25 protein-coding genes are annotated in these 25,893 nt (G+C 57.0%); 15 read left to right on the forward strand and 10 right to left on the reverse strand.

The genetic code is table 11. From position 1 onward, the window contains the following. On the reverse strand, window positions 1-1,431 hold the full coding sequence (locus tag BLW70_RS16995; protein WP_074875815.1) for an MFS transporter: 1,431 nt from the start codon (window positions 1,429-1,431) through the stop codon (window positions 1-3). Between the two features lie 134 nt (window positions 1,432-1,565). Between BLW70_RS16995 and BLW70_RS17000 the strand changes: the two genes are divergently transcribed. The 6 genes from BLW70_RS17000 to BLW70_RS17025 all read left to right on the forward strand — a co-directional run bounded on the left by BLW70_RS17000 (window position 1,566) and on the right by BLW70_RS17025 (window position 8,607). Next, on the forward strand, window positions 1,566-2,456 hold the full coding sequence (locus tag BLW70_RS17000) for a LysR family transcriptional regulator (protein ID WP_074875817.1): 891 nt from the start codon (window positions 1,566-1,568) through the stop codon (window positions 2,454-2,456). Between the two features lie 555 nt (window positions 2,457-3,011). Further along, window positions 3,012-4,349 carry a TackOD1 domain-containing metal-binding protein gene (locus BLW70_RS17005; RefSeq protein ID WP_459564930.1) on the forward strand — a complete coding sequence of 446 codons (1,338 nt, stop codon included), beginning with the start codon at window positions 3,012-3,014 and terminating at the stop codon, window positions 4,347-4,349. Window positions 4,350-4,354: 5 nt separating this feature from the next. Continuing rightward, window positions 4,355-5,683, forward strand: a complete 1,329-nt coding sequence (locus BLW70_RS17010) for a glycosyltransferase family 2 protein (protein WP_074880626.1) — start codon at window positions 4,355-4,357, stop codon at window positions 5,681-5,683. 2 nt (window positions 5,684-5,685) lie between these two features. After that, a complete protein-coding gene (locus BLW70_RS17015; protein ID WP_074875821.1) occupies window positions 5,686-6,534 on the forward strand; it encodes a hypothetical protein in 849 nt (282 codons plus the stop codon). Window positions 6,535-6,540: 6 nt separating this feature from the next. Further along, a complete protein-coding gene (locus tag BLW70_RS17020; RefSeq protein WP_074875822.1) occupies window positions 6,541-7,656 on the forward strand; it encodes an HlyD family secretion protein in 1,116 nt (371 codons plus the stop codon). 3 nt (window positions 7,657-7,659) lie between these two features. Continuing rightward, window positions 7,660-8,607 carry an NAD-dependent epimerase/dehydratase family protein gene (locus BLW70_RS17025; RefSeq protein WP_074875824.1) on the forward strand — a complete coding sequence of 316 codons (948 nt, stop codon included), beginning with the start codon at window positions 7,660-7,662 and terminating at the stop codon, window positions 8,605-8,607. Here BLW70_RS17025 and BLW70_RS17030 read toward each other — a convergent pair. Then, a complete protein-coding gene (locus BLW70_RS17030) occupies window positions 8,579-8,839 on the reverse strand; it encodes a hypothetical protein (RefSeq protein ID WP_074875826.1) in 261 nt (86 codons plus the stop codon). The genes BLW70_RS17025 and BLW70_RS17030 overlap by 29 nt on opposite strands. 342 nt (window positions 8,840-9,181) lie before the next feature. On the opposite strand from BLW70_RS17030, the gene BLW70_RS17035 reads away from it, so the two are divergent. Together BLW70_RS17035 and BLW70_RS17040 are read left to right on the forward strand one after the other, a co-directional pair. Beyond that, window positions 9,182-10,249, forward strand: coding sequence for a hypothetical protein (locus BLW70_RS17035; RefSeq protein WP_074875828.1), 1,068 nt, complete (start codon window positions 9,182-9,184; stop codon window positions 10,247-10,249). Between the two features lie 16 nt (window positions 10,250-10,265). Next, complete coding sequence (locus tag BLW70_RS17040) at window positions 10,266-10,619, forward strand: DUF1428 domain-containing protein (protein ID WP_074875830.1); 354 nt, start codon at window positions 10,266-10,268, stop codon at window positions 10,617-10,619. A 14-nt stretch (window positions 10,620-10,633) separates the two neighbouring features. Here the strand turns inward: BLW70_RS17040 and BLW70_RS17045 are convergent, their stop codons facing one another. Next, complete coding sequence (locus BLW70_RS17045) at window positions 10,634-10,828, reverse strand: hypothetical protein (protein WP_033056474.1); 195 nt, start codon at window positions 10,826-10,828, stop codon at window positions 10,634-10,636. Window positions 10,829-10,888: 60 nt separating this feature from the next. Between BLW70_RS17045 and thpR the strand changes: the two genes are divergently transcribed. Beyond that, window positions 10,889-11,428: an RNA 2',3'-cyclic phosphodiesterase gene (gene thpR, locus BLW70_RS17050; protein ID WP_074875832.1), complete on the forward strand. Its 540-nt coding sequence runs from the start codon at window positions 10,889-10,891 to the stop codon at window positions 11,426-11,428. Between the two features lie 282 nt (window positions 11,429-11,710). Here the strand turns inward: thpR and BLW70_RS17055 are convergent, their stop codons facing one another. From BLW70_RS17055 to BLW70_RS17075, 5 genes are all read right to left on the reverse strand, one after another. Next, window positions 11,711-12,808, reverse strand: coding sequence for a polyamine ABC transporter substrate-binding protein (locus tag BLW70_RS17055; protein ID WP_074875834.1), 1,098 nt, complete (start codon window positions 12,806-12,808; stop codon window positions 11,711-11,713). Window positions 12,809-13,038: 230 nt separating this feature from the next. Next, window positions 13,039-13,923, reverse strand: a complete 885-nt coding sequence (locus tag BLW70_RS17060) for an ABC transporter permease subunit (protein ID WP_074875836.1) — start codon at window positions 13,921-13,923, stop codon at window positions 13,039-13,041. Then, the gene (locus BLW70_RS17065; protein WP_162493971.1) at window positions 13,920-14,801 is read right to left on the reverse strand and encodes an ABC transporter permease subunit; all 882 of its coding nucleotides are present in this window, start codon (window positions 14,799-14,801) and stop codon (window positions 13,920-13,922) included. Before BLW70_RS17065 ends, BLW70_RS17060 begins: the two co-directional genes overlap by 4 nt. A 29-nt stretch (window positions 14,802-14,830) precedes the next feature. Beyond that, window positions 14,831-15,973 carry a polyamine ABC transporter ATP-binding protein gene (gene potA / locus BLW70_RS17070; protein WP_008151829.1) on the reverse strand — a complete coding sequence of 381 codons (1,143 nt, stop codon included), beginning with the start codon at window positions 15,971-15,973 and terminating at the stop codon, window positions 14,831-14,833. Between the two features lie 369 nt (window positions 15,974-16,342). Beyond that, on the reverse strand, window positions 16,343-17,104 hold the full coding sequence (locus BLW70_RS17075; protein ID WP_074875839.1) for a gamma-glutamyl-gamma-aminobutyrate hydrolase family protein: 762 nt from the start codon (window positions 17,102-17,104) through the stop codon (window positions 16,343-16,345). Window positions 17,105-17,384: 280 nt separating this feature from the next. Between BLW70_RS17075 and BLW70_RS17080 the strand changes: the two genes are divergently transcribed. The 6 genes from BLW70_RS17080 (at window position 17,385) to BLW70_RS17105 (ending at window position 24,133) form a co-directional block, all read left to right on the forward strand. Continuing rightward, window positions 17,385-18,761, forward strand: coding sequence for a glutamine synthetase family protein (locus BLW70_RS17080; RefSeq protein ID WP_056745147.1), 1,377 nt, complete (start codon window positions 17,385-17,387; stop codon window positions 18,759-18,761). Window positions 18,762-18,984: 223 nt separating this feature from the next. After that, a complete protein-coding gene (locus tag BLW70_RS17085) occupies window positions 18,985-20,475 on the forward strand; it encodes an aldehyde dehydrogenase (protein ID WP_074875841.1) in 1,491 nt (496 codons plus the stop codon). Window positions 20,476-20,530: 55 nt separating this feature from the next. Continuing rightward, the gene (locus BLW70_RS17090; protein WP_074875843.1) at window positions 20,531-21,817 is read left to right on the forward strand and encodes an NAD(P)/FAD-dependent oxidoreductase; all 1,287 of its coding nucleotides are present in this window, start codon (window positions 20,531-20,533) and stop codon (window positions 21,815-21,817) included. Between the two features lie 446 nt (window positions 21,818-22,263). Continuing rightward, complete coding sequence (locus BLW70_RS17095; RefSeq protein ID WP_007895886.1) at window positions 22,264-22,812, forward strand: cupin domain-containing protein; 549 nt, start codon at window positions 22,264-22,266, stop codon at window positions 22,810-22,812. 67 nt (window positions 22,813-22,879) lie between these two features. After that, a complete protein-coding gene (locus tag BLW70_RS17100) occupies window positions 22,880-23,329 on the forward strand; it encodes a hypothetical protein (protein WP_074875845.1) in 450 nt (149 codons plus the stop codon). Window positions 23,330-23,710: 381 nt separating this feature from the next. Further along, entirely contained in the window at window positions 23,711-24,133 is a 423-nt protein-coding gene (locus BLW70_RS17105; protein WP_074875847.1) for a hypothetical protein, read from the forward strand. An 11-nt stretch (window positions 24,134-24,144) separates the two neighbouring features. Here BLW70_RS17105 and BLW70_RS17110 read toward each other — a convergent pair whose 3' ends face one another. Both BLW70_RS17110 and BLW70_RS17115 read right to left on the reverse strand, forming a co-directional pair. Next, window positions 24,145-24,831, reverse strand: coding sequence for a DUF4225 domain-containing protein (locus BLW70_RS17110; RefSeq protein WP_074875849.1), 687 nt, complete (start codon window positions 24,829-24,831; stop codon window positions 24,145-24,147). Beyond that, complete coding sequence (locus BLW70_RS17115; protein WP_074875851.1) at window positions 24,824-25,324, reverse strand: Hcp family type VI secretion system effector; 501 nt, start codon at window positions 25,322-25,324, stop codon at window positions 24,824-24,826. Before BLW70_RS17115 ends, BLW70_RS17110 begins: the two co-directional genes overlap by 8 nt. Window positions 25,325-25,893 lie beyond the last annotated feature (569 nt).

Below are 25,893 nucleotides of genomic sequence, written 5' to 3' on the forward strand. Positions count from 1 at the left end.
TTACCGGCGGTCACGGCGCACAGCCAACGCGCGGCTTCCCAGCGCGGTGGCCAGTGCGACAACGATCAACACCAGCGCCACGACAAAGGTGATCCGCAGACCGCTGGCCACTGCTTCGGGTCGCGCCGTTGCCATGTCGGCAGCAGCCGATGCGAGCGCAAACACCGCGCCCAGGACGGACGCTCCCGTGATGAGCCCCAGATTGCGCGACAGGTTGAGCATGCCGGAGATGACGCCGCGCTGGTCCGGCTGAACATCCGCCATGACCACCGTGTTGTTGGCGGTCTGGAACAGGGCATAGCCAATCGTGATCACGACCATCGGCAAGAGGTAGCCGCCGATGCCGAACGACTCCGGCAGTACAGACAACATGAGGCACCCGATCGCCATGGCGAAGAGCCCGGCGAGGGTCATGCGGTAGGCGCCAAAGCGGTCGGCAATACGGCCTGCGGGCACACCCGTCAGTGCCACGACAAACGGCCCGACCGACAAGACCAGGCCAACCAGAGCGGCATCGAGCCCCAGCCCATGCGCGAGATAGAAGGGGCCGACCACAAGCGTTGCCATCATCACGGTCGCGACGAGCAGGCTCATGGCGAGGCTGCCACTGAGCACCGGATCACGGAACACCGCCAAGCGAATCAACGGTGAGGTGACTCGCGCCTCGGTGAACACAAAGAGGCAGGCGCCGCCGCCCGCCGCCAACAGCAAGGCGATGTTGAGCGGGCCGAAGCTGCCTCGCCCAAGGGTCATTGCCAGAGCATAAGCGGCGAGGGTCAATGCCAGCAGCAATGTGCCCAGCGGATCGAAACCGGCGCGATCGGTCTTGGGCTGCTGGCGATCGGCGGGCAAGTAGCGATGCGCGAGCACCAGCGTCAGCAAGCCCAGCGGTACGGTGATGAGGAAGATCGCCTGCCAGCCGAACCCGTCGATCAGCAGGCCACCGAGCGACGGTCCCATCGCGGTGCCAATCGCCGACATCGTCCCGAGCAAGCCCATGGCGCTACCGGTCTTTGCCTTCGTCACCGTCTCGCCGACAAAGGCCATGGTGAGCGCCATCATGATTGCTGCACCAATCCCCTGCAGCGCCCGGGCGCCAATCAGCAACCACAGCGTGGGTGCCAAACCGCACAGGGCCGACGCGAGGGTGAACACGCCGATGCCCACCAAGAGCAGCCGCCGACGGCCTGTAATGTCACCGATCCGCCCGACGCTGACGATCAGGGTGGTAATCGCCAGAAGGTAGGCGAGGACAATCCACTGCACGTGCTGGAAGGAGGCGTTGAACACCTGGGCCAAGGTCGGCAAACCCACATTGGCGATGCTGGTGCCGAGCGAGGACAGCAGCATCGACAGTGAAAGACTGGCCAACGCCCACCGAACCGACAGTGTTTGTTGCGCACGCTCTGCAACTGCGCTGATTGATTTCATGCGGTTCCTCTTTTCTGGCCACTCCCGAAGCGGAGCTATCAGAAAGCTACGCCCCGGCCTAACATGGCGGAAGGCGCACCGTTTGCACTTCATACGTGCGTCCAACGCCATGTCACTCTGCCACGGGGCGCCGCATGTCCACTCCCGATTTCAACTTGCTGATCACCCTTGATGTGCTGCTTGCCGAAGGCAGCGTGGCGCGCGCCGCCAAACGCTTGCGGCTGAGCCCGTCGGCCATGAGCCGGGCACTGGCGCGATTGCGTGAAACCACCGGCGATCCGCTGTTGGTCAGGGCCGGACGGGGTCTGGTGCCCACCCCGCGAGCGCTCGAACTGCGCGAGCGAGTCAGTCAGCTGGTGCAGGACGCAGAAGCGGTCCTTCGGCCTGCCGAGCAACCCGACCTTAAACAGCTGAGCCGCACCTTCACGCTGCGCACCAGTGAAGGCTTTGTCGAGAATTTTGGCGCGGACCTGATTGCCCGCATCGCCGAGCAAGCCCCAGGCGTGCGGCTGCGTTTCATGCACAAACCCGACAAGGACAGCGCGGCACTGCGCGACGGGACGGTCGATCTGGAAACAGGGGTGGTGGGGAAGGCCGCCGGGCCGGAGTTGCGTACCCAAGGCTTGTTTCGGGATCGTTTTATCGGCGTCGTGCGAAGTGGGCATCCGCTGAGCGACGGCCAGATAACCCCCGCACGTTATGCGGCGGGCAGCCACATCAGTATTTCCCGGCGAGGGCTCGACAAAGGCCCCATTGATGAGGCTCTTGAGCTGCTGGAACTGGAGCGGCACATAGCAACCATCGTTGCAGGCTTCTCCACCGCGCTGGCGCTCGCCCGGACCACTGACCTGATCGCCAGCGTTCCCGAACGCCACACCGCCAGCCTGCGCGCCGGCCTGTACAGTTTTGCCCTGCCGTTGTCTCTGCCGGCGTTCACCGTCGCCATGCTCTGGCATCCGCGGCTGGATGCCGATCCTGTGCATCGCTGGTTGCGCAGTTGCCTTCGGGATGTTTGTGCGGATTAAGAAAGTTGTCAATTTTTAGCGTGTGTTCATTGTTGAAACACTCAGTGTTTCATATATGTAACGACTGGCTGATAGCGCCGACATTAACGGTGTGCGATTTTGCTATAAAAAGAGTTTGAACTTATTAATGCATATGCGGTAACGGCGATGGTAGACAAGTGTTGCGGGTGGTTTATCGTAAATGCGAATTGACTACTAATCCATGAAGTGGCGCAACGCTATCAATTGATGGCAATTAACTAGCAGTGAAAATGGTTGTAAAGCAGGAGTTACTTAGTTGGCGTAAGTATATGAATAACAAGAAAATATTAATTTGGTTTTATCGCAGTTAAAATCGTGTCGCGGCACAGTTGAATAGGCCGCTTGGCTGAACGCCGATGACAAAATGTTGGCAGTCGAGCAATTGAAAAATAACTTCATAATAATGCTGACGTTTTTCTGCTGCGGTGCTAGTGTTTCTAACTCCACTTAATCGTACTTGTCTGTCTGCAGAGGCCGTGCGTTATGCCGTCTCCAATTCCACGGATTGCAATACTGGGTATTAGAGCGCCAAGCTTGAATAGTCCAGAACTTGAACACTTTGCCGATATAGCCAGCTTGTTGGCTGCCCCCGCATTCGATGTCGTGTTGCTGGATCTGCCCGCCGCTTACGCAGGGCGGGTGCTTCGAAAGTTGCGTACGATTCCCCCTTATCGCTACAGCCTCATTTACTGTTGCCGTGATCAGAACGGCTGGTGTGAAGCCTTGGGTGATGGCGCGTGCCCTGTCGATTCCAGCGAAATAAGAGCCCTCTGGGGCGTATGGCGCGAACGCTACAAATTGTTCGTCCAGGGTTCTGCCACTGAGCGTTTTGAAAGTCGGGTGCTTTCATGGTTGTGGCTGCGCGACAACGCGCACATTTATGCCCTGCGAGACCCCGAGGTGCCTCAGCACTATCGCTACCCCTTGCTGGACGCCCTGGCTGACAGCGAGCAGATCAACCCGTTTGTCTGGCTCAGTTTGATGGTGCAGCAAGACTGGCTGGAAGAAGGGGTCCTGGTCGATCGCGTGCGCCTGTGTTCGGAGTGTGGCTCGGGCCGGCTCAATTACATCGATGTGTGTGCCGAATGCCAGGCCCTGGACATTTCGCGGCAACCTTCATTGCACTGCTTTACCTGTGGGCACGTGGGGCCACAGGAAAACTTTCTCAAAGACGGGGTATTGCTGTGCCCCAACTGCTTGAACCGGTTGCGGCATATCGGCAGCGATTACGACCGTCCAATGGAAAACTATCGCTGTCGCTCCTGTCAGGCGTTTTTTGTCGATGCCGACGTGCAGGCGCGCTGCCTGGACTGCGGCCTGTCGCACACGCCTGACAAGTTGCGAGTACGCGAGGTCAGGGATTTTCGCCTGGCCGAGGCCGGGCGATTCCGCTGCCGTCAGGAATTCAGCGATCAATCGGTCAGGCACTTTGGTCGACTCAATCTGTTAGGCGGCAAGGATTTCTATGACCTGCTGACCTGGCAGATCCAGGTCGTGCGCCGCTACCCGGTGCCGGCTTTCTCAGTGCTCGGCCTGCGCTTCGTCAACCTGGCCAGTACGTTGTCCCGCCTGGGTGAACATCACGGTCATGCCTTCATCGATAGCGTGGCCGAACGGTTGAAAGAAACCGTCCGGGACACGGACCGCTGCTCTCGCAGTACCGAAGAGTACTTCTGGATCATGCTTCCGCATACCGATGACACGGGCCTGGAAACTGTCAAACAACGCTTGAGCCGGGTCGCCGAGTTGTTTTCAGCACCGGAGGTCAGCGACATTTCCTTGCGTGTCGTCAGCATCACGGCGCCCCAGGATCTGCTCGAGCAGGAAGATGGCGAACTACTACTGGCCCGTCTGGCCAGTGAATTGGCGTGACCGCCATGAGCCCTTTCTTCGAGCAACTCTTCAGCGCATTCAGCGGGCTCATGGGGCCGGATGGTTTGAGCCGGGTGTTCTTCATGCTTTTCCCTTTGTTTCTGATCTTCGAATTACCCCTGATGATCATGGTGATGCTGGGGGTATTGCGCTGGTTCGCACGTCGGCGTACCCGTGTACCGAAGATCAGTGTCTATCGGCCCAAGGTCTCTTGCATCATTACCTGTTACAGCGAAGGGATGGACGTTCAGACCACGCTGTTAAGCCTGTGCGAGCAGACGTACCCCGGCCACATCGAGATGATTCCGGTGGTGGACGGAGCCACGGTGAACCAGCCGACGCTCAGCGCCGTTCGCAAGTTCAACGTGGACCCGAAGTTGTACCCCAGACGCCATTTGCGCCCGATCGCCAAATGGCAGAGGGGCGGGCGGGTGTCGTCATTGAACGCCGGCCTGTCGCTTGCCAGCGGCGAAATCGTGATGGCACTCGATGGCGATACGTCCTTCGACAACAACATGGTCAGCTCCATCGTGCGCCACTTCGAGGACCCGTCGGTGCCGGCGGTCGCTGGCAGCCTGCGAGTGCGCAATGTCTGGGCGTCATGGGTGACCGCGATGCAGGCGCTGGAATACCTGTTGTCCATTCACATGTCGAAAATCGGTCTGGCCGAATGGAACCTGGTCAATAACGTCTCGGGGGCCTTCGGCGCATTCCGTCGCAGCTTCCTGGTGAAAATCGGTGGCTGGAACACGCACACCGCCGAGGATCTGGACCTGACGTTGCGCATCAAGAGTTACTTCAAGCGACACGACTTGAGGATCCCCTTCGAGCCGGAAGCGATTGGGCACACCGATGCACCGTCGACGCTCAGTCAGTTTCTGATGCAGCGCTTGCGCTGGGATGGCGACCTGTTTTTTCTGTACATCAGAAAGCACAACCACAACATCAGCCCCAATTTATTGGGCTGGCCGAGCTTTCTGATGATCCTGCTCAGCGGCTTCTTTTTTCAGCTGGTGCTGCCGTTTCTCATCTTCAGCTACACCTTGCTGGCGCTATTCGTTCTGCCGGGCAAGACGCTGTTGTTCCTGTTCATCCTGATTTATGCGTTGTACCTGGCGATCACCGCGATGTTATTCGGCGCCATGTTGTTGATGGTCTCCGATCGACCTGCAAAGGACATGATTCTGGGGTTGTTGGTGCCTTTCTTCCCGCTGTTCATGCTAATCCTGCGGTGCTGGAGCGCAGTGGCCATGCTCAACGAGATCTTTCGCAGGGGTCACGAAGAAAGCTCTATGGCGCCGTGGTGGGTACTTAAACGAGCCACGAGGTTTTGATTATGCGATCGATACTTATGCTGCTGACGCTGTCGTTACCCCCGTTGATACTGGCCGCACAACCCTTGGCGGCCCAGGCGGCGGTGACGCCGTCGAGCCAATGGTCCCAAGGCAGTTATGTCTGGGACAGCGAAGCATTGCTCGATCCCGATCAACGCAAGGCGGAACTCGAACAATTGCGTAAGGCCGGGATGGACAAGATCTACCTTGGCCTCAAGTCCTCCCAGTTGAAAGACCTTGCCACCACGCGCCAACGGCTGGCGCAATTGCTCCAGGACGCGGCCGGCAAGGGGGTGCAAGTCAGCCTGTTGCTCGGTGATCCGGCCTGGATGGAGCCGCAGGACCGCCATCAGCTCACCGATTTACTGGCAAAACTGAAGGGGCTTTCATTCACCAGCCTGCACCTGGACCTGGAACTCGAACAACTGGGCGTTCCGGTTCCGGATCAGCGCTTGAAGGATTTGCTCGACACCTTGCATGCAGCCTCCGCAGCCAGCCCATGGCCGGTAGAAATCTCCAGCCATCATCGTTGGTTTGAAGAGGCAAAACCCGGGAAAACCTGTCTGCCGTGCGCGCTTCCCGAGGCGGGCGTGCGTCAGGTCAGCCTTATGATCTACACCCGTAATCCGAAAAACAGTGCACGCAAGGCAGAGCAGATCGCCCAACGTTGGCCTGACCTGCAATTTCGCCTCGCGCAAAGCACAGAGCCGCAACTGGATGCCACTGAATCCTGGGCCGGCGCGTCGACTGAGCAGTTGCAGCACCAGACCAGCGTCTGGCGCGAACAGCTGCAACCACGGGGGATTGCCGGTATTGACTGGCAAGCCTGGCGAGACTTTCCAAAACGGTGAGCCGTCATGAAGATTCGATTCGATAGTCGCAAAGAACTCAACCCTACCCAGGAACAAGGTTTGACTGTGCTCTACGCGCCGGGCAAACGCATGGCGTTTCGCGCGCGGTGGTATCTGATCCTGTTCCTGGTCGCGAGCCCGTTGATCTGGCTGGGCGCGAAGCTGACGTATGGCCTGGTGATGATCGACGCGCCGGCGCAATTGCGCCTGCCGATTCTTGAGGTGCGCGCACGGGATGCCGGCCGGGTCGATCAGCTGTTCGTCATGGCCGGGGAGCAGGTCCAGATCGATCAGCCGTTGGTCAGTCTCGACAATCCCGAATGGCGTGCGCGGCTCTCGCAACTTGCCGCAATGCCGAAGAAATCGGTGCCCGCCACCAACGCCAAACTGGACACCCGCGAGCGTCAGTTGCTCAGGACCCGGGTGAGCAGGACGGAGGAGCGCGTGCAGGTACTCGAGGACCTGGTTTTATCAGGCGCGGTCTCTCGTGGAGAAGTGCTGGCCGCCCAGTCCGAACTCGACGCTTTCAAAGCCGACCTGTTGGCGTTCGAGCGCCGCGAACAACTGGCTCGTCAATCGCCGTTGAGCGTCGAGCGCGAGATCATTCAACAGACCGCCGAGCAGCAGTGGTTGAAAACGCGCCTAGCCGCGTTGTCGGTCAAGGCTACGCAGAGCGGTCGAATTGCGGAGGTGTTGGTCACCCCTGGCGAAAACGTCGGGGCGGGTACCTTGTTGATGCGCCTTGAGCGGCTGGAAGAGCCTCTGCTGTGGATTTATCTGGAACCGCTGAATATCAGCTACGCCGCGATTGGCCAGCCGCTGCGCGTTCGCATGCCCGATGGCGAGTGGTTGGCCGCCCATGTGGTCCAGGCTGTCGACAGCGCCGGTCGTACGCCGACGGTATTGCGTGGGCCGTTCGCTGCCAGCGAGATGGGTCTGCAGGTTGCCGCCCGGTTCGATCGTCCTCTGTCGCCGCGCTGGAGAATCGATCAACTGCCGTTGAATGTTCGTTTTCCCACCGACTGGCAACGAATGCTCAGTGACAGCCGTGAGCTCATTGAACAGTTAGGCGACTTCATTGCAATGGATAAAACACCCACCACTGCACCGGGGAGTAAATAAATCATGACTGCTGAACGAATTCTCGTGACGGGCGGTGCCGGTTTCATCGGTTCGCACCTGGTCGAAGCACTGCTTGAAAGCGGTTATAGCGTTCGGGTTCTGGACAATCTTTCCAGTGGAAAATTGTCGAACTTGCCGGTTGATCGCTGCCATTTGACCTTGGTTGTGGGCGATGTCGCCGACGCACCGACGGTGGAGCGGGCGATGAAAGACTGCAGCGCGGTGGTGCATCTGGCGGCTGTGGCCTCGGTGCAGGCGTCGGTCGATGATCCGGTGGCGACTCACCAGAGTAATTTCGTCGGCACCCTGAATATCTGCGAAGCCATGCGCCAGGCGGGCGTACGACGAGTGGTTTACGCCTCCAGTGCGGCGATCTATGGCAACAATGGCGAGGGCATGGCGATCACTGAGGACACGCCCAAGAATCCGCTGACGCCGTATGCCGCCGACAAACTGGCCGGCGAACATTTTCTTGATTTCTATCGCCGCCAACATGGGCTCGAACCGGTCATCCTGCGGTTTTTCAATATTTACGGTCCCCGTCAGGACCCTTCATCGCCTTACTCCGGTGTCATCAGCATTTTCAGCGAGAGGGCGCAAAAAAAGCTCCCCATCACGGTTTACGGTGATGGAGAGCAAACAAGGGATTTTGTGTACGTCAATGACCTGGTGAAAGTGTTGGTACAGGCGGTCAGTCAGTCAGAACCGATTAACGAGCCGGTCAACGTCGGTTTTAACCGATCCACCAGCGTTAACGAACTGGCGGCGACCTTGAGCGAGCTTTTGGGGCGGTCCCTGACGTTGAACTACGACACGCCGCGTTCCGGTGATATCAAGCATTCGCGGGCCGACAACAGTCGCCTGCTTGAGCGTTTTTCCTTGCGCTCGCCGACCTGTTTTTCCGAGGGCCTGGGGCAGTTGCTCAGAAGTATCGATTCCGGGGGGCGGTAGCGGCGATCTCAGTCGCCAGCAGGTGCTCCTCCAGCACATCGCTCAAGAATCGGAACTGATCATTGAGCCCGATCACTTCATTGTTGAAGTGATTGGCGGCGGACGGCATCAACAACGCCTCAAAGTTTTCGTCGAACACCAGTTCGAGCGTTTTGCGCGAAACGAATGACTGGGAATAGTAGTTGTTGCCGAACGCCGCAAAACTCACGGCCAGGGTCACGGAATGAATCATGACGTGCGCTCCTCGGACAGGACGTACCAGGAAAAAACGCTCAGGGTGACGGCCGTCAGGGCCAGGCAGGTCAAGAGATGAATAATCATGATTCGCCCCTCCGATGCGGGGTTTTGCGTTGGGTTAGGGGCGATCCTACGCTGACGATTTTCGAGCGAAAGGCATTCGTGGCGATGGTGGATATCGACATAAGTGATGGTGGGATTATCGCTGACTGTTCCGGCCTATTCGCGAGCAAGAACACCCTCAACCCAAACGAACAAACACCGACACCTATACTCAAATTAATAGACCTTTGAACACCGGACATCCCGTTCGGGCAAGTCTGTAGGAACCGCGATCTTGAACGTGCGTTCGCTGATCGTCGCCGTGTTGGTGGTGTTGGCGGGATGCGTCACGACTGCGCCTGCCCCGGTGCCAGTGGTGCCGGTGATTGTTTCCCCCAGCACCTGGCAGATCGTCGATCAAGAGATTGTCGCGGCGTCGCAATCGGCCACCGAACAGACCAAAATCTACTCGCGCGGTGCCATGGAATACTGGCGAACGCGGGTCTATCAACTGACCGAAGAAAACTTCATACCCTGGTTCAGCAGTTACTGGACCCAGGAATGGCTGTCGATGAAGGTCAGCTGGTACACCCTCAACGCCAAGGGTGAGCAAGATGCCTCTGCCAAGCGCCTGGCGGCCTATCTGCTGGAGCAATACCAGCGGCGCGTGCTGGCGCCGGTCGCAGTGGAAATCGATCCCGACGCGATTCTCGGCCTGGCAACCGCGTTTTACGTCGACATTCTTCAGGAAGAGCTGCAGAAAATCTCCAAGCGCCACGGCGTGCCGATGGCTCAGCTCAACGGGCGGATCCAGAAAATCCCCGCCATCGCCCTGGGACCGCCCCCCGCCAGGAACGCCTCGCTTTATCAGGTCGTGCACACCCAGCCCCTGAATACGTTGCCGGCCTATGCGGCGCTGATCGAGAAAATCCACAAGGCCGGTGGCGACAGGGGCGTTGATTCGACAGACACCGCCATGGCACCGGTGGCCAAGCGCGCCAGTAAACGGATAGAAGCCGAAATGATCCCGCGAGGTGCCGCCAGTGCCGTGGCTGCCGCTGCGGGAAAATTGGCCGGGGGCTTGATTTCCGTAGGGGTGGCGGGGATTCGCGCGCTTATCCAGGCCAATGATCGGCCCGACAGCGAGGCGCTGATTCGCAGCAGTCTGGGTAACACGTTCGATAAGGCCTGGCTCAAGCTGGTGCAAAACCCGACCAGCGGCGTGATGGCCGGTACGTTGTACATGGCGGCGCAGATCGAGGGCAATCTGGCGGGGAGCGCCGAAGTACCGTCGGTCAGCTCGGGCAGCGGATCTGTCGATTGGGCGCCGCCGGAATCGACTAACCAGCAGATCGCCCCATAACCCAAGGAGAACGACCATGTCCTACGTTGATGGTTTTGTTATTGCCGTACCCACCGCCAATCGCGAAAAGTTCAAGCAACACGCCGAGTCCGCCGCCGCCGTTTTCATCGAACACGGTGCGCTCAGCCTTGCCGAATGCTGGGGTGACGACGTGCCAGAGGGCAAAGTGACGTCGTTTCCCATGGCGGTAAAACTCAAGGATGACGAAACCGTGGTGTTTTCCTGGATCGTCTGGCCCGATAAGGCCACCCGTGATGCCGGAATGGAAAAAGTCATGGCCGATCCGCGGATACAGCCGGACATGAATTCGATGCCGTTCGACGGCCAAAGGATGATTTTCGGTGGCTTCGAAATGATCGTGAAGGCCTGAAAACCGACTGCGGATCACTCCGGCGTCGGGGTGATCCTGCAACTCTTGCGATTACGAATCTCGCTGTCCGTCGGCCGCTCTTTGATGAATTCGAAGCGCGGCTCACCTTCGTTGTAATGAACCAGCCAGCCCCATTCCAGCTCGGACTCATCCTGACCGGGTTTCGGTGGTACGGCCCACCACGGTTCCTTGCTGATGATCTCGCGCATGGCCCCCTCCAGTTGAATCGTTTGCATGAACTATAACTTGGATGTCAGGAGGTGCCAGCGATGAGCGACGAATCCCATGAGCCGTTAAAACGCCTGTTTTTTGCCTTGAACTGCACGCCCGAGCAACGTCGAGCCATTGCCCAATGGCGCAGCGCACTCGGGCTCAGGGATGGCCGGCCGGTGCCGGTGGAAAACTTTCATCTGACGTTGATGTTCTTGGGCGCTGTCGAGGTGGCAAAAATCGCCGATATCTGCACAGCCGCTGCCAGTATTCGAACGCCGGGCGTGCCTTTGAGGGTGGCGCTCGATCGGCTGGATGTCTGGCGCAGAGCAGGGGTGTTGGTGCTCGCGCCGGAGCAGGCATCCCCGGAGCTGCTGCGGTTGGTGTATGCGCTTGAGCAGGCCATGCTGCCGTTCGGGTTTGAGGACTCGCCGAAGGAGTTCCGGCCGCATCTGACATTGATGCGTGATTACCAAGTGCCGGTGCCAGAGTCCGCGACACCGCCCGAGTTTTATCTGCGGGCCGATCACTTCACCCTGTTCGAATCCCATAAGGGCCGCTACCGAGCGCTGGCCGAGTGGCCGCTCGTCACCTCATAAAAAAAGGCGCCCGAGGAGGGCGCCCAAATTCACCTTAACCGAGGAAGCCAGGTGAGGCCGTTCTACAGACAGGAGTGCAGCGGTGGTAAGGCGCTGCGTGAACGGAAAACTTTTATACCGATCGTTCCCACGCTCCGCGTGGGAATGCCTCCACGGACGCTCCGCGTTCGGCTCTGGAAGGGACGCAGAGCGTCCCGGGCTGCATTCCCACGCGGAGCGTGGGAACGATCACGGTAGGCTGCAATTTTGATGTTGGATGTCGCGATGGCGGCTTCGAGTGAATTACTTGCCGAGCTTCACCCGCGTCCACCCGCGGGTCATCACTCGCTGAACGCCAATCGGCACGTCTGGAATGGCGTACAACGTCGCCATCACCACCTGCGACGGATACGAGCCTGGATTATCCCGGATCGCTTCATCCACCAAAGGCGTGGCTGCCGAGTTGGCGTTGCTGTAGCCGATGTTGTTGGTGATCTCGGCGATGATGTCCGGGCGCATCAGGAAGTTCATGAACAGGTAGGCGTTTTCCACGTTCGCCGCGTCCCGTGGGATAGCGACCATGTCGTAGAAACTGCCGGCGCCTTCCTTGGGAATGCTGTAATCGACCTTCACCTTATCGCCTGCTTCCTGGGCACGGGCCTTGGCTTGCAGCACATCACCGGAGTAACCGACCGCCACGCAGATATTGCCGTTGGCCAAATCGGAGATGTATTTCGACGAATGGAAGTACGCCACCGAAGGGCGAATCTTCATGAACAGCGCTTCAGCTTCGGCGATCTGGTTCTTGTCCTGAGAGTTCACCGCATAGCCCAGATAGTGCAGGGCAGCCGGGAGCATCTCGGTCGGCGAATCGAGGAAACTGATGCCACAGGCTTTCAGCTTCGCGGCGTTTTCCGGTTTGAACAGCAAGTCCCAGGAATTGGTCGGCGCGTTGCTGCCGAGCACTTCCTTGACCTTCTCCGGGTTGAAACCGATGCCGATCGAGCCCCACATGTACGGGAAGGCGTGGCCGTTATCGGGATCGCTGGCGGCAGCATTTTTCAGCAGGACCGGGTTGAGGTTTTTCCAGTTCGACAGCTTCGACTTGTCCAGTTCCTGGTAGACCCCAGCCTTGATCTGCTTGGCCAGGAAACTGTTGGACGGCACGACGATGTCATAGCCGGATTTGCCGGCGAGCAGCCGTGCCTCAAGGGTCTCATTGCTGTCGAACACATCGTAGGTCACGCGGATCCCGGTCTCGTCTTCGAATTTCTTGACGGTGTCCGGGGCGATGTAATCCGACCAGTTGTAGACGCGCAGTACCTTGTCATTGGCCTGGGCGCCGGTGGTCATCGCGCCCAATAAGGACAGTGTCAGCAGAGTCCTGCCAAACATTTTCATCGGTACAACTCCATTTCTTTTTTTATTCAAAATCACACAGCAAAAAGGCAGTGAACATACAACCTGTGCAGCGAACACAAACCCTGTGGCGAGGGAGCTTGCTCCCGCTTGAGTGCGCAGCACTCACAAAATTGGCAGGGTTGCCAGAATCCTTGGGGTCGCTTCGCAACCCAGCGCGAGCAAGCTCGCTCGCCACAGGATGAAGTTCACTTACCTCATCGGCAATGACACTATGCCGTCGCTTCTACCATCTGCTTTTTAGGTTGCTGCCAGGACTCGCTGGCGGTCTGGTCCATCGCTTCCTGGATCGCACGTTTGCGGGTCGCTTCGGCGCGGCGGCTGAAGTACCAAACCATAAAGGTCACCAGCGATACGGCGAGGAGAATCAGGCTGGCCACGGCATTGATCTCAGGTTTCACGCCCAGACGCACCGCCGAGAACACTTCCATCGGCAGGGTCGTGGAGCCCGGGCCGGACACGAAGCTCGCCAGCACCAGGTCATCCAGCGACAGGGCAAACGACATCATGCCGCCGGCCGCCAGTGACGGCGCGATCATCGGAATGGTGATCAGGAAAAACACCTTGAACGGCTTCGCCCCGAGGTCCATGGCCGCTTCTTCGATGGACAGGTCCAGCTCACGCAAACGCGCCGAAACCACCACCGCCACATACGCTGCGCAGAACGTCGTGTGAGCGATCCAGATGGTGACGATGCCACGCTCCATCGGCCAGCCAATCATCTGCGCCATCGCCACGAACAGCAGCAACAGCGACAGACCGGTGATCACTTCCGGCATCACCAGCGGCGCCGTCACCAAACCACCGAACAACGTGCGGCCCTTGAAGCGCGTGACGCGCGTCAGCACAAACGCTGCCAACGTCCCCAGCGCTACCGCGGCAATCGCGGTGTAGCAGGCGATTTCCAGCGAGCGCACCACAGAACCCATCAGTTGCGAGTTATCGAGCAGACCGGCGTACCACTTGAACGACCAGCCGCCCCACACGGTTACCAATTTCGAGGCGTTGAACGAGTAGATCACCAGAATCAACATCGGCAGGTAGATAAACGACAGGCCGAAAATCAGCATGAACTTTGAAAATCCGAAGCGTTTCATCCCCGTGCCTCCATCTCTTTGGCCTGGCTGCGGTTGAACAGCAGAATCGGCACAATCAGGATCAACAGCATCACCACCGCCAGGGCAGATGCCACCGGCCAGTCGCGGTTATTGAAGAACTCTTGCCACAGCACGCGACCGATCATCAGCGTCTCCGGGCCACCCAGCAGTTCAGGAATCACGAACTCACCGACCACCGGAATGAACACCAGCATGCAGCCGGCAATGATCCCGTTCTTGGCCAACGGCACAGTGATTTTCCAGAAGCTGTTGAAGTTGCTCGAACCCAGGTCCGAAGCGGCTTCCAGAAGGCTGCCGTCGTGCTTGACCAGGTTGGCGTACAGCGGCAACACCATGAACGGCAAGTAGGCGTAAACCACGCCGATGTACACGGCCGTGTTGGTGTTGAGGATCTCGATCGGGTGATCGGTCAGCCCGGTCCACATCAGGAAACCGTTGAGCAATCCGTTGTTGCTGAGGATGCCCATCCACGCATAGACGCGGATCAGGATCGCAGTCCAGGTCGGCATCATGATCAACAGCAGCAGAACGTTTTGCGTTTCCTTGTTCGCTTTGGTGATCGCATAGGCCATCGGGAAACCGATCACCAGGCACATCAACGTGCTTAAAAACGCCACCTTCAACGAGCCGAAATACGCCGAGATGTACAGCTCATCCTGAGTCAGCAACGTGTAGTTGCCGAGGTTCAGCAGCAGCTGGAACTTCTGCTCGGCGAAGGTGTAGATCTCCGAGTAAGGCGGAATGGCCAGGGCCGCTTCCGAGAAGCTGATCTTCATCACCAGGAAGAACGGCAGCATGAAGAACAGGAACAGCCACAGGAAAGGAATCCCGATGACGAGCTTTCGACCACTCGGCATCAGCCGCATAAACCGCTGATTGAGTGTTTTCATGAGCGCAGTACCACGCCGCTGTCGTCTTCCCACCACACGTAGACCTTGTCGTCCCAGGTCGGACGGGCGCCACGGCGTTCGGCGTTGGCCATGAACGACTGCACGATCTTGCCGCCAGGCAATTCCACGTAAAACACCGAGTGGCCGCCGAGGTAGGCGATGTCATGCACCTTGCCGCTGGACCAGTTGTAGCGGGTATCCGGCTGGGTGGTGCTGACCAGCAGTTTTTCCGGGCGGATGGCGTAGGTGATCGACTTGTCCTGCACCGAGGTGCTGACGCCGTGACCGACGTAAATCTTCTGCTCCAGGTCCGGGCTGTGAATGATCGCGTGACCTTCAAGGTCTTCCACAACGGTGCCGTCGAAGGCGTTCACGTTGCCGATGAATTCGCAGACCATGCGGCTGACCGGCGCCTCATAAATGTCTACCGGGCTGCCGATCTGTGCGATCCAGCCCAGGTGCATGATGGCGATGCGTTGGGCCATGGTCATGGCCTCTTCCTGATCGTGGGTCACCATCACGCAGGTCACGCCGACGCGCTCGATGATCTCGACCAACTCCAGTTGCATCTGCGAGCGCAGCTTCTTGTCCAGCGCGCCCATCGGTTCGTCGAGCAGCAACAGCTTCGGACGCTTGGCCAGGGAGCGAGCCAAGGCCACGCGCTGACGCTGGCCGCCGGACAATTGATGGGGTTTGCGCTTGGCATATTGGGTCATGTGCACCAGTCGCAGCATCTCTTCAACGCGGGCGTCGATTTCGCTGGTGGACAGACGATCCTGCTTGAGCCCGAACGCAATGTTCTGCGCCACCGTCATGTGTGGGAACAGCGCATAGGACTGGAACATCATGTTGATCGGCCGTTCGTACGGCGGCATGTCGGTGATGTCGACACCGTCGAGCAGAATCCGCCCTTCGGTCGGGCGCTCGAAGCCTGCGAGCATGCGCAGCAGGGTCGATTTGCCCGAACCGGAACCGCCGAGCAGGGCGAAGATTTCCCCTTGATGGATCTCAAGCGAGACATCGTCCACCGCGGTGGTTTCGTCGAATTTCTTGGTGACGCGGTCGACTTTCACCAGCACCTTTTTCGGTGACTGGTGACCTTCAAGAGCCTTCCTGTAGATGCTGGAGGCGTTTGCCATGTGAAACTCCCAACAGGTTTCAGTCGTCGGGCCAACGCGGCCTGACTTAATAGTTGATTGCAAGCCCGAGCTGTACGGTGTCAGTCAATTCAACTGCGGACCCTGTGGGAGTCGGGCTTGCCCGCGATGGCGGTGTGTCAGTCGACATCATCGTTACCTGACACACCGCTTTCGCGGGCAAGCCCGCTCCCACAGGGATTTGCGCTTACTTCACTGGCATCGCCCATGCTCGGGCTTATTCGGCGCCGCCGTCCTGGCTGCCTGGTGGTACTTGTTGTTATCGCGTTTGTCGTTGTCGTGAGGGACCGGCGCGCAAAGGCACGCCCGCCTGACTCTCGGGGGCAGTAATTGATTTAGTTGTGTTTGAAGTCAGCGCTTGTTACGTAGCGCCGCCCGTCGCCGGCATGCATCACCGAACGCCTGGAAAATACTCAAGTAGGGCGGATTCGAAAGCACCTGCCATTCCGGGTGCCATTGCACGCCAACGGCAAAAGTCGGGCTGTGTTCAACCGAAATCGCTTCGATCAAACCGTCCGGCGCAATCGCTTCGGCGCGCAGGCCGGGCGCCAGTCGGTCGATGCCTTGGCTATGAATCGAATTGACCTGGAACACCTGCGGCAAATCCAGCGCCTGGAACACACCGCCCGGTTGCACGTTGACTGCATGCGCCGGTGCGTATTGCACCGCCAGGTCCGGATGATTCGCTTCCCGGTGATCCAGCATGCCCGGGAGTTCGTGGACCTTCTGATGCAGGCTGCCGCCGAACGCCACGTTCATTTCCTGAAAGCCCCGGCAGATGCCGAGCACTGGAACGCCTGCCGCAATGGCCGCACGCAATAAAGGAAGGGTGGTGGCGTCCCGTTGCGGATCGTGATCCGTGCCGGGAGCGCTGTCGGGGCCTTGATAGTGGAAGGGTTCCACATTCGAGGGTGAGCCGGTCAGCAGCAGACCGTCGAGCTGCGCGAGCAGGTCATCGATTTCGGTCAGGTCGCCTAAGGAAGGAATGATGACTGGCAGCCCCAAAGCCGCGACGCTGACAGCACGCAAGTACTTGTCGCCGCTGACGTGGTAAGGGTGCAGGCCAATCTGTTTGACGCAGGCTGTAACGCCGATCAATGGCTTGAGTGCCATTTTTATCACCTCGAAGTTTCACACTTGAACGAGCTTTTCCGGAGCTTAGCCTTGTTGATTTTAATTAACAACTCTCATGTAAAAAATTCTAAACGCCGCACGTCCGATCTTCAGGATTTACACGGTGCGCAAGACTGATTAGGCACTCTCGTGCCCAAGAAAGGCCCGAAAATAAAGGTTGAGAGGCTGAGTGTTCGCTATTGACTTCACTTTGCCGTTCGGGTTGACTGGGCTCGCAACAAGGTAGTGAACATAATAATTAACAGCTAATAGGTGCATCATGTCGGTCCCTCTGCGTACCGTTCAACTCAACGAAGCAAACGCATTCCTTAAGAAATATCCTGAGGTTTTGTACGTCGACCTTCTGATTGCGGATATGAACGGTGTGGTGCGCGGCAAGCGCATCGAGCGCACCAGTCTTCATAAGGTTTACGAAAAAGGCATCAACCTCCCGGCCTCTCTGTTTGCTCTGGACATCAACGGTTCTACGGTGGAAAGCACCGGCCTGGGTCTGGACATCGGCGACTCAGACCGAATCTGCTTCCCCATCCCCGATACCCTCAGCATCGAGCCCTGGCAGAAGCGCCCAACCGCGCAACTGTTAATGACCATGCACGAACTCGAAGGCCAGCCGTTCTTCGCTGACCCGCGCGAAGTGCTGCGTCAGGTCGTGAGCAAGTTCGATGCAATGGGCCTGACCATTTGCGCCGCGTTCGAACTCGAGTTCTACCTGATCGACCAGGATAACGTGAACGGTCGTCCGCAATCGCCACGCTCGCCGGTCTCCGGCAAACGTCCGATGTCGACTCAGGTGTATTTGATCGACGACCTCGACGAATACGTCGATTGCCTGCAAGACATCCTTGAAGGCGCGAAAGAGCAGGGCATCCCTGCCGACGCCATCGTCAAGGAAAGCGCCCCGGCGCAATTCGAAGTGAACCTGCACCACGTCAACGACCCGATCAAGGCCTGCGACTACGCGGTGTTGCTCAAGCGTCTGGTGAAGAACATCGCCTACGACCACGAGATGGACACCACCTTCATGGCCAAGCCGTATCCGGGCCAGGCGGGCAATGGTTTGCACGTGCACATTTCGATTCTCGACAAAGAAGGCAACAACATCTTTGCCAGCGAGGATCCCGAGCAGAACGCCGCGCTGCGACACGCGATCGGCGGTGTGCTCGAGACCCTGCCGGCGCAGATGGCGTTCCTGTGCCCGAACGTCAACTCGTACCGTCGTTTCGGCGCGCAGTTCTACGTGCCGAACTCGCCGAGCTGGGGCATCGACAACCGCACCGTTGCGGTACGTGTGCCGACCGGTTCGCCGGACTCCGTGCGCATCGAACACCGCGTAGCGGGCGCTGATGCCAACCCGTACCTGCTGATGGCGTCGGTGCTGGCCGGTATCCACCACGGCCTGACCAACGAAATCGAACCGGGCGCACCGGTTGAAGGCAACAGCTACGAGCAGAACGAGCAGAGCCTGCCGAACAACCTGCGCGATGCATTGCGCGAGCTGGACGACAGCGAAGTCATGGCCCGTTACATCGACCCGATGTACATCGACGTGTTCGTTGCGTGCAAGGAAAGCGAGCTGGCCGAGTTCGAAAACTCCATCTCGGACCTTGAGTACAACTGGTATTTGCACACCGTCTGATGGCTATTACCCGGCAGTTATGGGTCATGGGGTGCACACAAAACAAGTGTGCACCTCCCATCCCTGTGGGAGCGGGCTTGCCCGCGATGACGGCAGCACATCCAACATTGATTTTGCCTGACACACCGCTATCGCGGGCAAGCCCGCTCCCACAGGGAGTGGCGGTGTTCGCTGGTTGGCTTCAATCCGACAACTACTTATTCCTCTGCGTCGAGTCACAACCATGACAAACACTCGCAGCGACTGGGAACAACGCTTCCAGTCCCTAACACTCGAAGGCCGCGCATTCATCGACGGCCAATATTGCCCGGCACTCAGCGGCGACACCTTTGAATGCATGAGCCCGGTCGACGGCCGCTTCCTGGCCAACGTCGCCAGCACCGACGAAGCCGACGCCAATGCGGCAGTCGCCGTCGCACGCCGCACCTTCGAATCCGGCATCTGGGCCAATCTCGCCCCGGCCGAACGCAAGCGCATCCTGATCCGCTTCGCCGACCTGATCCTGGCCAACCAGGAAGAACTCGCCCTGCTCGAAACCCTCGACATGGGCAAGCCGATCAACGACTCGATGAACATCGACATCCCGGCGACCGCCAACGCGATCCGCTGGAGCGCCGAAGCCATCGACAAGATCTACGACGAAGTCGCCGCCACGCCGCACGACCAACTCGGCCTCATCACCCGCGAACCTGCGGGTGTGGTCGCCGCCATCGTGCCGTGGAACTTCCCGTTGATCATGGCCAGCTGGAAGTTCGCTCCAGCCCTCGCGGCGGGTAACTCGTTCATCCTCAAGCCTTCGGAAAAGTCGCCACTGACCGCGATTCGCATCGCCCAACTGGCGCTGGAAGCGGGCATCCCCAAAGGCGTATTCAACGTCCTGCCGGGCTACGGTCACACCGTCGGCAAGGCGCTGGCGTTGCACATGGACGTCGACGTGCTGGCCTTCACAGGCTCGACCGCAATTGCCAAGCAACTGCTGATCTATTCCGGCCAAAGCAACATGAAACGCGTCTGGCTCGAAGCAGGGGGCAAGAGCCCGAACGTGGTGTTCGCCGACGCGCCGGATTTGCGCGCGGCAGCCCAAGCGGCGGCGGGTGCGATTGCCTTCAACCAGGGCGAAGTCTGCACCGCCGGTTCGCGCTTGCTGGTGGAGCGCTCGATTCGCGAGCAGTTCATTCCGCTGCTGGTGGAAGCGCTGCAAGCCTGGAAACCGGGACACGCTCTCGATCCGGAAACCACCGTCGGCGCGGTCGTCGATCAGCGTCAACTGGACAACGTGCTGCGCTACATCCAGATCGGTAAAGACCAGGGCGCGCAACTGATCGCCGGCGGCAGCCGCACCCTCGAAGCCACCGGTGGCCTATACGTGGAACCGGCGATCTTCGACGGCGTGACCAACGCCATGACCATCGCCCGGGAAGAAATCTTCGGCCCGGTGCTGTCGCTGATCACCTTCGACACCGAAGAAGAAGCGCTGGCCATCGCCAACGACAGCATCTTCGGCCTGGCCGCAGGCGTCTGGACCAGCAACCTGAGCAAGGCCCACACCTTCGCGCGCGGCTTGCGTGCTGGCAGTGTCTGGGTCAACCAGTACGACGGCGGCGACATGACCGCGCCGTTCGGCGGGTACAAGCAGTCGGGTAACGGTCGGGACAAATCGCTGCACGCGTTCGACAAATACACCGAACTCAAAGCGACCTGGATCAAGCTCTAACACCTATAAAAAAGCGACGGTCGCCGGCAGGTGCCAGCGGCCATCGGAGAAACCTATGAAACAAACAACACATGTAAACAGCTACTACGCCGCCACCCGCAACTTCACCGGCGACTTCCCGGTGCTTGAAGAGTTGGTGGAATGCGACGTCTGCGTGATCGGCGCCGGCTACACCGGTTTGTCCTCGGCGCTGTTCCTCGCCGAAGCGGGCTACAGCGTGACCGTGCTCGAAGCCGCCAAAGTCGGTTTCGGCGCCAGCGGTCGCAACGGCGGCCAATTGGTCAACTCCTACAGCCGCGACGTCGATGTCATCGAAGAACGCTACGGCGACAAAACCGCCGAAGTCCTCGGCAGCATGATTTTCGAAGGCGCCGACATCATCCGTCAGCGCATCCAGCACTACGACATCCAGTGCGACTACCGCCCGGGCGGCATCTTCGCCGCGCTGAACAAAAAGCAGCTCAAAGGCCTGGCCGAGCAGAAAAGCAGCTGGGAACGCTACGGCAACAAAAACCTGACAATGCTCGACGCGGCGGACATCAAGCGCGAAGTCGGTTGCGACAACTACGTCGGCGGCCTGCTCGACATGCAGGGCGGCCACATCCACCCGCTGAACCTGGCCCTCGGCGAAGCCTCGGCCATCATCGGCCTGGGCGGCAAAATCTACGAACAATCGGCCGCAGTGGAAATCACCTACGGCGAACCGATCACCGTGCGCACCGCCAAAGGCGTGGTTCGCGCCAAGTACCTGCTGATTGCCGGCAACGCCTACCTGCCGCAAGACCTCGATAACCGCGTCACGCGCAAAAGCATGCCGTGCGGCTCGCAAATCGTCGTCACCGAACCGTTGTCCGAGAAGGTTGCCCGCAGCCTGATCAAAAACAACTACTGCGTCGAAGACTGCAACTACCTGCTCGACTACTACCGCCTCACCGCCGACAACCGCTTGCTGTACGGCGGCGGCGTGGTCTACGGCGCCCGCGAACCGGACGACATCGAACAACTGATCAAGCCGAAAATCCTCAAGACCTTCCCGCAACTGAAGGACGTGAAGATCGACTACCGCTGGACCGGCAACTTCCTGCTGACCATGTCGCGCATGCCGCAATTCGGCCGCATCGAGAAAAACGCCTACTACATGCAAGGCTACAGCGGCCACGGCGTCACCTGCTCGCACCTGGCCGGCAAACTGATCTCGGAAATGATCCGCGGCGACGCCGAACGCTTCGATGCCTTCGCTTCGCTCCCGCACATGCCCATGATCGGCGGCCGCACCTTCCAGGCCCCACTCACCGCCATGGGTGCCGCGTACTACGCGCTGCGGGACCGTTTCGGCATCTAGTCGTCAACACAATCCCTGTGGGAGCGGGCTTGCCCGCGAAGACGGCTTAACATCCAACAATGATGTAGCTGACACACCGCCTTCGCGAGCAAGTCGAATCGTCGCACCGCCGCTCCCACAGAGATCCATGGCCTACACAAAATCTGCGACCAACCAAATCCAAACTGTGGGAGTGAGCCTGCTCGCGATGAGGCCATACCAGTCACTATCAACCCCAACTGACACACAGCAACCACACCTACACCTTTCACACCCAAATCCCCCCAACTTCAGGCTAAAACAACCTTTTCATCCACCCATTCATCGAACCTGCTGAGCAACACAACCAAACGTGATTTAATACCCGCCTTTCAAATTTCCGGGACAGGGAAGCGGTGTTTTTCGCGGCCAAAAGTCGCCCGCCATCCACCCCCATAACCCTTAAGTATTCCTCGCATAAGGCTGTCATGGACACGGGCTCACGACTCAAACTAGTACGCGAAAGCTACAAACTCTCCCAGCGCGAGCTGGCCCGGCGTAGCGGCGTCACCAATGCCACCATCTCCCTGATCGAACAAAATCGCGTCAGTCCCTCCGTCAGCTCCCTGAAAAAACTGCTCGAAGGCATCCCCATGTCCTTGGCGGACTTCTTCACCTTCGACCAACCGCCCCGCGAACACCAATACGTGTTCCGCGCCAACGAACAGCCGGATCTAGGCCGTCATGGGCTGCGGTTGCTGCTGATTGGCGCTTCGGTGCCGAGTCGGCAGATGCGCCTTTTGCGCGAGCAATACGCGCCAGGGGCGAGTTCGGGGGAAGAACCGATTGTGCATTCGGAAGGGGAGGAGTGTGGGCTGGTTACGCGGGGGACGGTTGAGCTCACGGTGGATGGGCAGATTAGTGTGCTGAATGCTGGGGATGGGTATTACTTTCCGACGACGCTGCCGCATCGGTTTCGGAATATTGGGGCGGATGAGGCGGAGATTATTAGTGCGAATACGCCGGCTAACTTCTAATTAGTTAACTGTTTCAGTGTTTCCCTGCATTGGATGCAGGGCCCTGAAGTTTTTGAACGTTGTACTCATGATGGATTATGTGTTGAAGGATATTCGAACAATTGGCTATTACCTCTGGGCATGGATCATGGTCTTCGCCTGTGCAGCGTTTTATTCCGTGATACTTATGTTGGGGTTGATGCAGGTAATAATCCTGGAAGACACGCAGTTCTATGCTGTAGGCCTTGCAGTTTATGTGGTTTTTTGCTTTCTCGGCTTGCGCTACTACGTTCCAAGGTTGCGGAGAATGGAACTCGATGAGACGTTGAATGGCAGGTACACCAGTGTGCGAGCTTCCAGGATAGCAATCTTCATCGGTGCTTCAATTGGGACCATAATTTTTATCCCTCAGATTGATAAGATCAAATTCTTGAGTGATTTACCTCGTTGGGGTGCCATTGGGGTTTTGTTTTTTGCTTTTGCATGTGCCGTTTCTGTTTTTTCTCACTATGTTTGGAAGCCGGGTCGCAGGCACTAATTAATTCCAGCAAAAAAGGTGACAGATCTATTTGGATAAATAGATCTGTCACCTTTTTTTGTCACCTTTTTTTATTAAATCCGATTCCTGATCAGGTTTCGGACTTTTTATTTATGCGCCGCTTTAAAAACATCTTTATTACTCAGACAAAAGCTTTCCATTCTGAAGATCCTCTATAGCCCTGGTTTTTTGGTGAGTTGCGTCTGTGGCGTTGGGAAAAATACGTAAGAAAAAAAGAAGTGGTGTGTAGGGCTCTTCGGATCGTCGCTCGTTTAGGGCGTTTTTAGAGTGAGCAATAGTAATAATATGATTATAGTTTTGGGTGCATGAACTGGTTGTATCGAAGCTCAAAAAACCATCAGACTGTTTGAGGGGGTGTTAATGCGGTTGCGGGTTTTCTTTACCGTTTTAATTTCGGATTCACTAGCTGTCATGCTTTCGATGTTTTATGCGGCATTGCTTGTTTGGTTAATAGAAAAAGTGGTCCCTATAAGTGGGGTTTATTATTGGCTGGTGCTGGGTGTTTTTTTTGTTTTTTTGTTGTTTGTTAATTTTTATTACTGTTTTCCCAGCTATATTGATGTTTTACTTGGGCGGGATTTTAACCCCGAAAGAGACTCTGCTTGGGTTGCGTATTTTGGCGCTTTTATCGGTTCTTTGTTCTGGACTGCCGTTATTGCTCTACAAATTGATCAAGAGTTTTCGCCGCAAGGCAATCTTTCGTTTATCGTTAATGTGGCTGTTTTTATGTTGGTTTTTGCCTGTTTATGCATTTATATAATGAGGCTGCGTCGAAGAAAGTGATGTGATTGAATTCATTCTAAAGCTGTTTCTTCTGCTATGTTTTTTATTGTGATTGTATCGATCAATGCTTCAAAGGCCAGTGCTAGTTTCCCCATTTGTTTGTACGCTCGTTCATAGTTGATAGGATCTTCCCTGAAAAGTTCTAGCGTATCGGTTTTACGCACTAAACTCATTGCGCCGAAAGCTGATAGCCCTAAGTCCATAGAATAATAGATAGTGTTTCCGATTTTAGTGTCTTTGGCTAGATGTTGGTATGTTTTTCTAACTGGCCCTACTGTGCTGGGCGCGTCAGGTCCGTTGTATATATTTCCTGCGCTTTCATAAATATTGTTTGCTCCATGCGCAACGTAGGTTAACCCACTGGCTAATTTAATACCTCTTGAGTTTGCGAGTGATGAAACCCCAGTTTGAATTTGAATTGCACCCGCTAAGATCCCAATGCCATTTTGAGTGTAAAACATCGCTTTGGCCGTCAAATCGGCATATTCTTCTCTGAGCTGTTGCAAGCCCTGCTGCGCACTGATCAAGCCTTCATCAACCGCTTGGATAATCTCGTTAGCAAAAGATGAAACAATCGAACTAAATTGAAGCTGCAAAAAGCTATCGTATAACTGCGTAGCGCCGATAGTGCACCCGAACGCTACAAGATTCGATGCAGCTTTAGTAACGTCGTGAATGTCACAGGATTCATCACTCATCCTCATTTCCCCAAGTGCTATAAGCACACGTACTTCCCTGAATGTGCGTCCAGCTAATATCACGATAACGAATGGATACCATTTCTTGTGGTTGTGCATCATTCATATGAATGGCATGAGTGACTTGAAGGTTGATATGCGCAATTTTCGCACCCGTGAGCCGTATTGAATAATATTTATCCTGGCCGCCAGTTGGTGATGTTCGATAAAAATGGATCGTGCACTCTATCTCCTCGCGCTCATGAAGTGCGCTGGCCAACAACGGTGAAGATTTATCGATATTTTTCGTGATCGTGATCGGTAGATGCTTGCCGCGACCACCTGAAACTCCACCGTCATTGCCCGTAATCATGTTGTGCGAATACGCGAGAATCATGATTTCGTCTTCATGATCAATCTGACATTTGTTGCCGATTGAATTCAGGCCAGAACAACCGGCGGAAATCAAACCTTGTCGTTTGCCGGTCATGCTCATGTAACCGTGATTAGCCATATGTGCCACTCCTTATAGTCAGCTGCTCGCGTTGTTTCGAGCGTAACATTTGCATTAGAGGGAGTATGGCGAGGTGATTCAGCAACTAATTAAGTTCAGACTTGTCTTGCGGCGGGTAAAGAATTTAGGCGAGGAATAATCCTACAAGCAGACTCTTAATTTATGTGAATGACGACTTACTTAAAAAAGGTAGTAAATTAAGGTATGAATATTCTGACTCATATTTCGTACAAGTTAGTTACTAGCAATCGCTGATTTTCAGATTTGGATTTCTTCATAGTCGCGACCCTCTAGCTCGGACGTCTCAGGCTAGGACTGCAACATAGGCATCTACGGGTTCGAGAGTATTTTTAGAAAAAACTGTTGACATTTTTTTTGTGAAATTGAATATTTCTCCGGCGCAGGACAGCGCAACAAGGATCGACAATAATAAAACCAAGGAATACACGGAGAGAATCTGATGAGCATTCAGGAATGCGTTTAATATAAGGGAAAATGAACAAGCGTTATACGATGCTACTTGCAATAATATTGCTGGCTGAAGATTTTAATCGTCCTCATTATCGCGC

The organism is Pseudomonas frederiksbergensis (genome assembly GCF_900105495.1).
Lineage (GTDB): Bacteria > Pseudomonadota > Gammaproteobacteria > Pseudomonadales > Pseudomonadaceae > Aquipseudomonas > Aquipseudomonas frederiksbergensis.

Excerpts from the sequence above, each read along its gene's own strand:
- BLW70_RS17020 (WP_074875822.1), top strand. The coding sequence starts at position 6,541 with ATGAAGATTCGATTCGATAGTCGCAAAGAACTCAACCCTACCCAGGAA.
- BLW70_RS17105 (WP_074875847.1), top strand. The coding sequence starts at position 23,711 with ATGCGGTTGCGGGTTTTCTTTACCGTTTTAATTTCGGATTCACTAGCT.
- BLW70_RS17075 (WP_074875839.1), bottom strand. The coding sequence starts at position 17,104 with ATGGCACTCAAGCCATTGATCGGCGTTACAGCCTGCGTCAAACAGATT.
- BLW70_RS17015 (WP_074875821.1), top strand. The coding sequence starts at position 5,686 with ATGCGATCGATACTTATGCTGCTGACGCTGTCGTTACCCCCGTTGATA.
- BLW70_RS17025 (WP_074875824.1), top strand. The coding sequence starts at position 7,660 with ATGACTGCTGAACGAATTCTCGTGACGGGCGGTGCCGGTTTCATCGGT.
- BLW70_RS17010 (WP_074880626.1), top strand. The coding sequence starts at position 4,355 with ATGAGCCCTTTCTTCGAGCAACTCTTCAGCGCATTCAGCGGGCTCATG.
- BLW70_RS17095 (WP_007895886.1), top strand. The coding sequence starts at position 22,264 with ATGGACACGGGCTCACGACTCAAACTAGTACGCGAAAGCTACAAACTC.
- BLW70_RS17055 (WP_074875834.1), bottom strand. The coding sequence starts at position 12,808 with ATGAAAATGTTTGGCAGGACTCTGCTGACACTGTCCTTATTGGGCGCG.
- BLW70_RS17100 (WP_074875845.1), top strand. The coding sequence starts at position 22,880 with ATGATGGATTATGTGTTGAAGGATATTCGAACAATTGGCTATTACCTC.
- BLW70_RS17040 (WP_074875830.1), top strand. The coding sequence starts at position 10,266 with ATGTCCTACGTTGATGGTTTTGTTATTGCCGTACCCACCGCCAATCGC.
- BLW70_RS17110 (WP_074875849.1), bottom strand. The coding sequence starts at position 24,831 with ATGAGTGATGAATCCTGTGACATTCACGACGTTACTAAAGCTGCATCG.
- BLW70_RS17060 (WP_074875836.1), bottom strand. The coding sequence starts at position 13,923 with ATGAAACGCTTCGGATTTTCAAAGTTCATGCTGATTTTCGGCCTGTCG.
- BLW70_RS17090 (WP_074875843.1), top strand. The coding sequence starts at position 20,531 with ATGAAACAAACAACACATGTAAACAGCTACTACGCCGCCACCCGCAAC.
- BLW70_RS17085 (WP_074875841.1), top strand. The coding sequence starts at position 18,985 with ATGACAAACACTCGCAGCGACTGGGAACAACGCTTCCAGTCCCTAACA.
- BLW70_RS17045 (WP_033056474.1), bottom strand. The coding sequence starts at position 10,828 with ATGCGCGAGATCATCAGCAAGGAACCGTGGTGGGCCGTACCACCGAAA.
- BLW70_RS17080 (WP_056745147.1), top strand. The coding sequence starts at position 17,385 with ATGTCGGTCCCTCTGCGTACCGTTCAACTCAACGAAGCAAACGCATTC.
- BLW70_RS17030 (WP_074875826.1), bottom strand. The coding sequence starts at position 8,839 with ATGATTCATTCCGTGACCCTGGCCGTGAGTTTTGCGGCGTTCGGCAAC.
- BLW70_RS17115 (WP_074875851.1), bottom strand. The coding sequence starts at position 25,324 with ATGGCTAATCACGGTTACATGAGCATGACCGGCAAACGACAAGGTTTG.
- BLW70_RS16995 (WP_074875815.1), bottom strand. The coding sequence starts at position 1,431 with ATGAAATCAATCAGCGCAGTTGCAGAGCGTGCGCAACAAACACTGTCG.
- potA (WP_008151829.1), bottom strand. The coding sequence starts at position 15,973 with ATGGCAAACGCCTCCAGCATCTACAGGAAGGCTCTTGAAGGTCACCAG.
- BLW70_RS17065 (WP_162493971.1), bottom strand. The coding sequence starts at position 14,801 with ATGCCGAGTGGTCGAAAGCTCGTCATCGGGATTCCTTTCCTGTGGCTG.
- thpR (WP_074875832.1), top strand. The coding sequence starts at position 10,889 with ATGAGCGACGAATCCCATGAGCCGTTAAAACGCCTGTTTTTTGCCTTG.
- BLW70_RS17000 (WP_074875817.1), top strand. The coding sequence starts at position 1,566 with ATGTCCACTCCCGATTTCAACTTGCTGATCACCCTTGATGTGCTGCTT.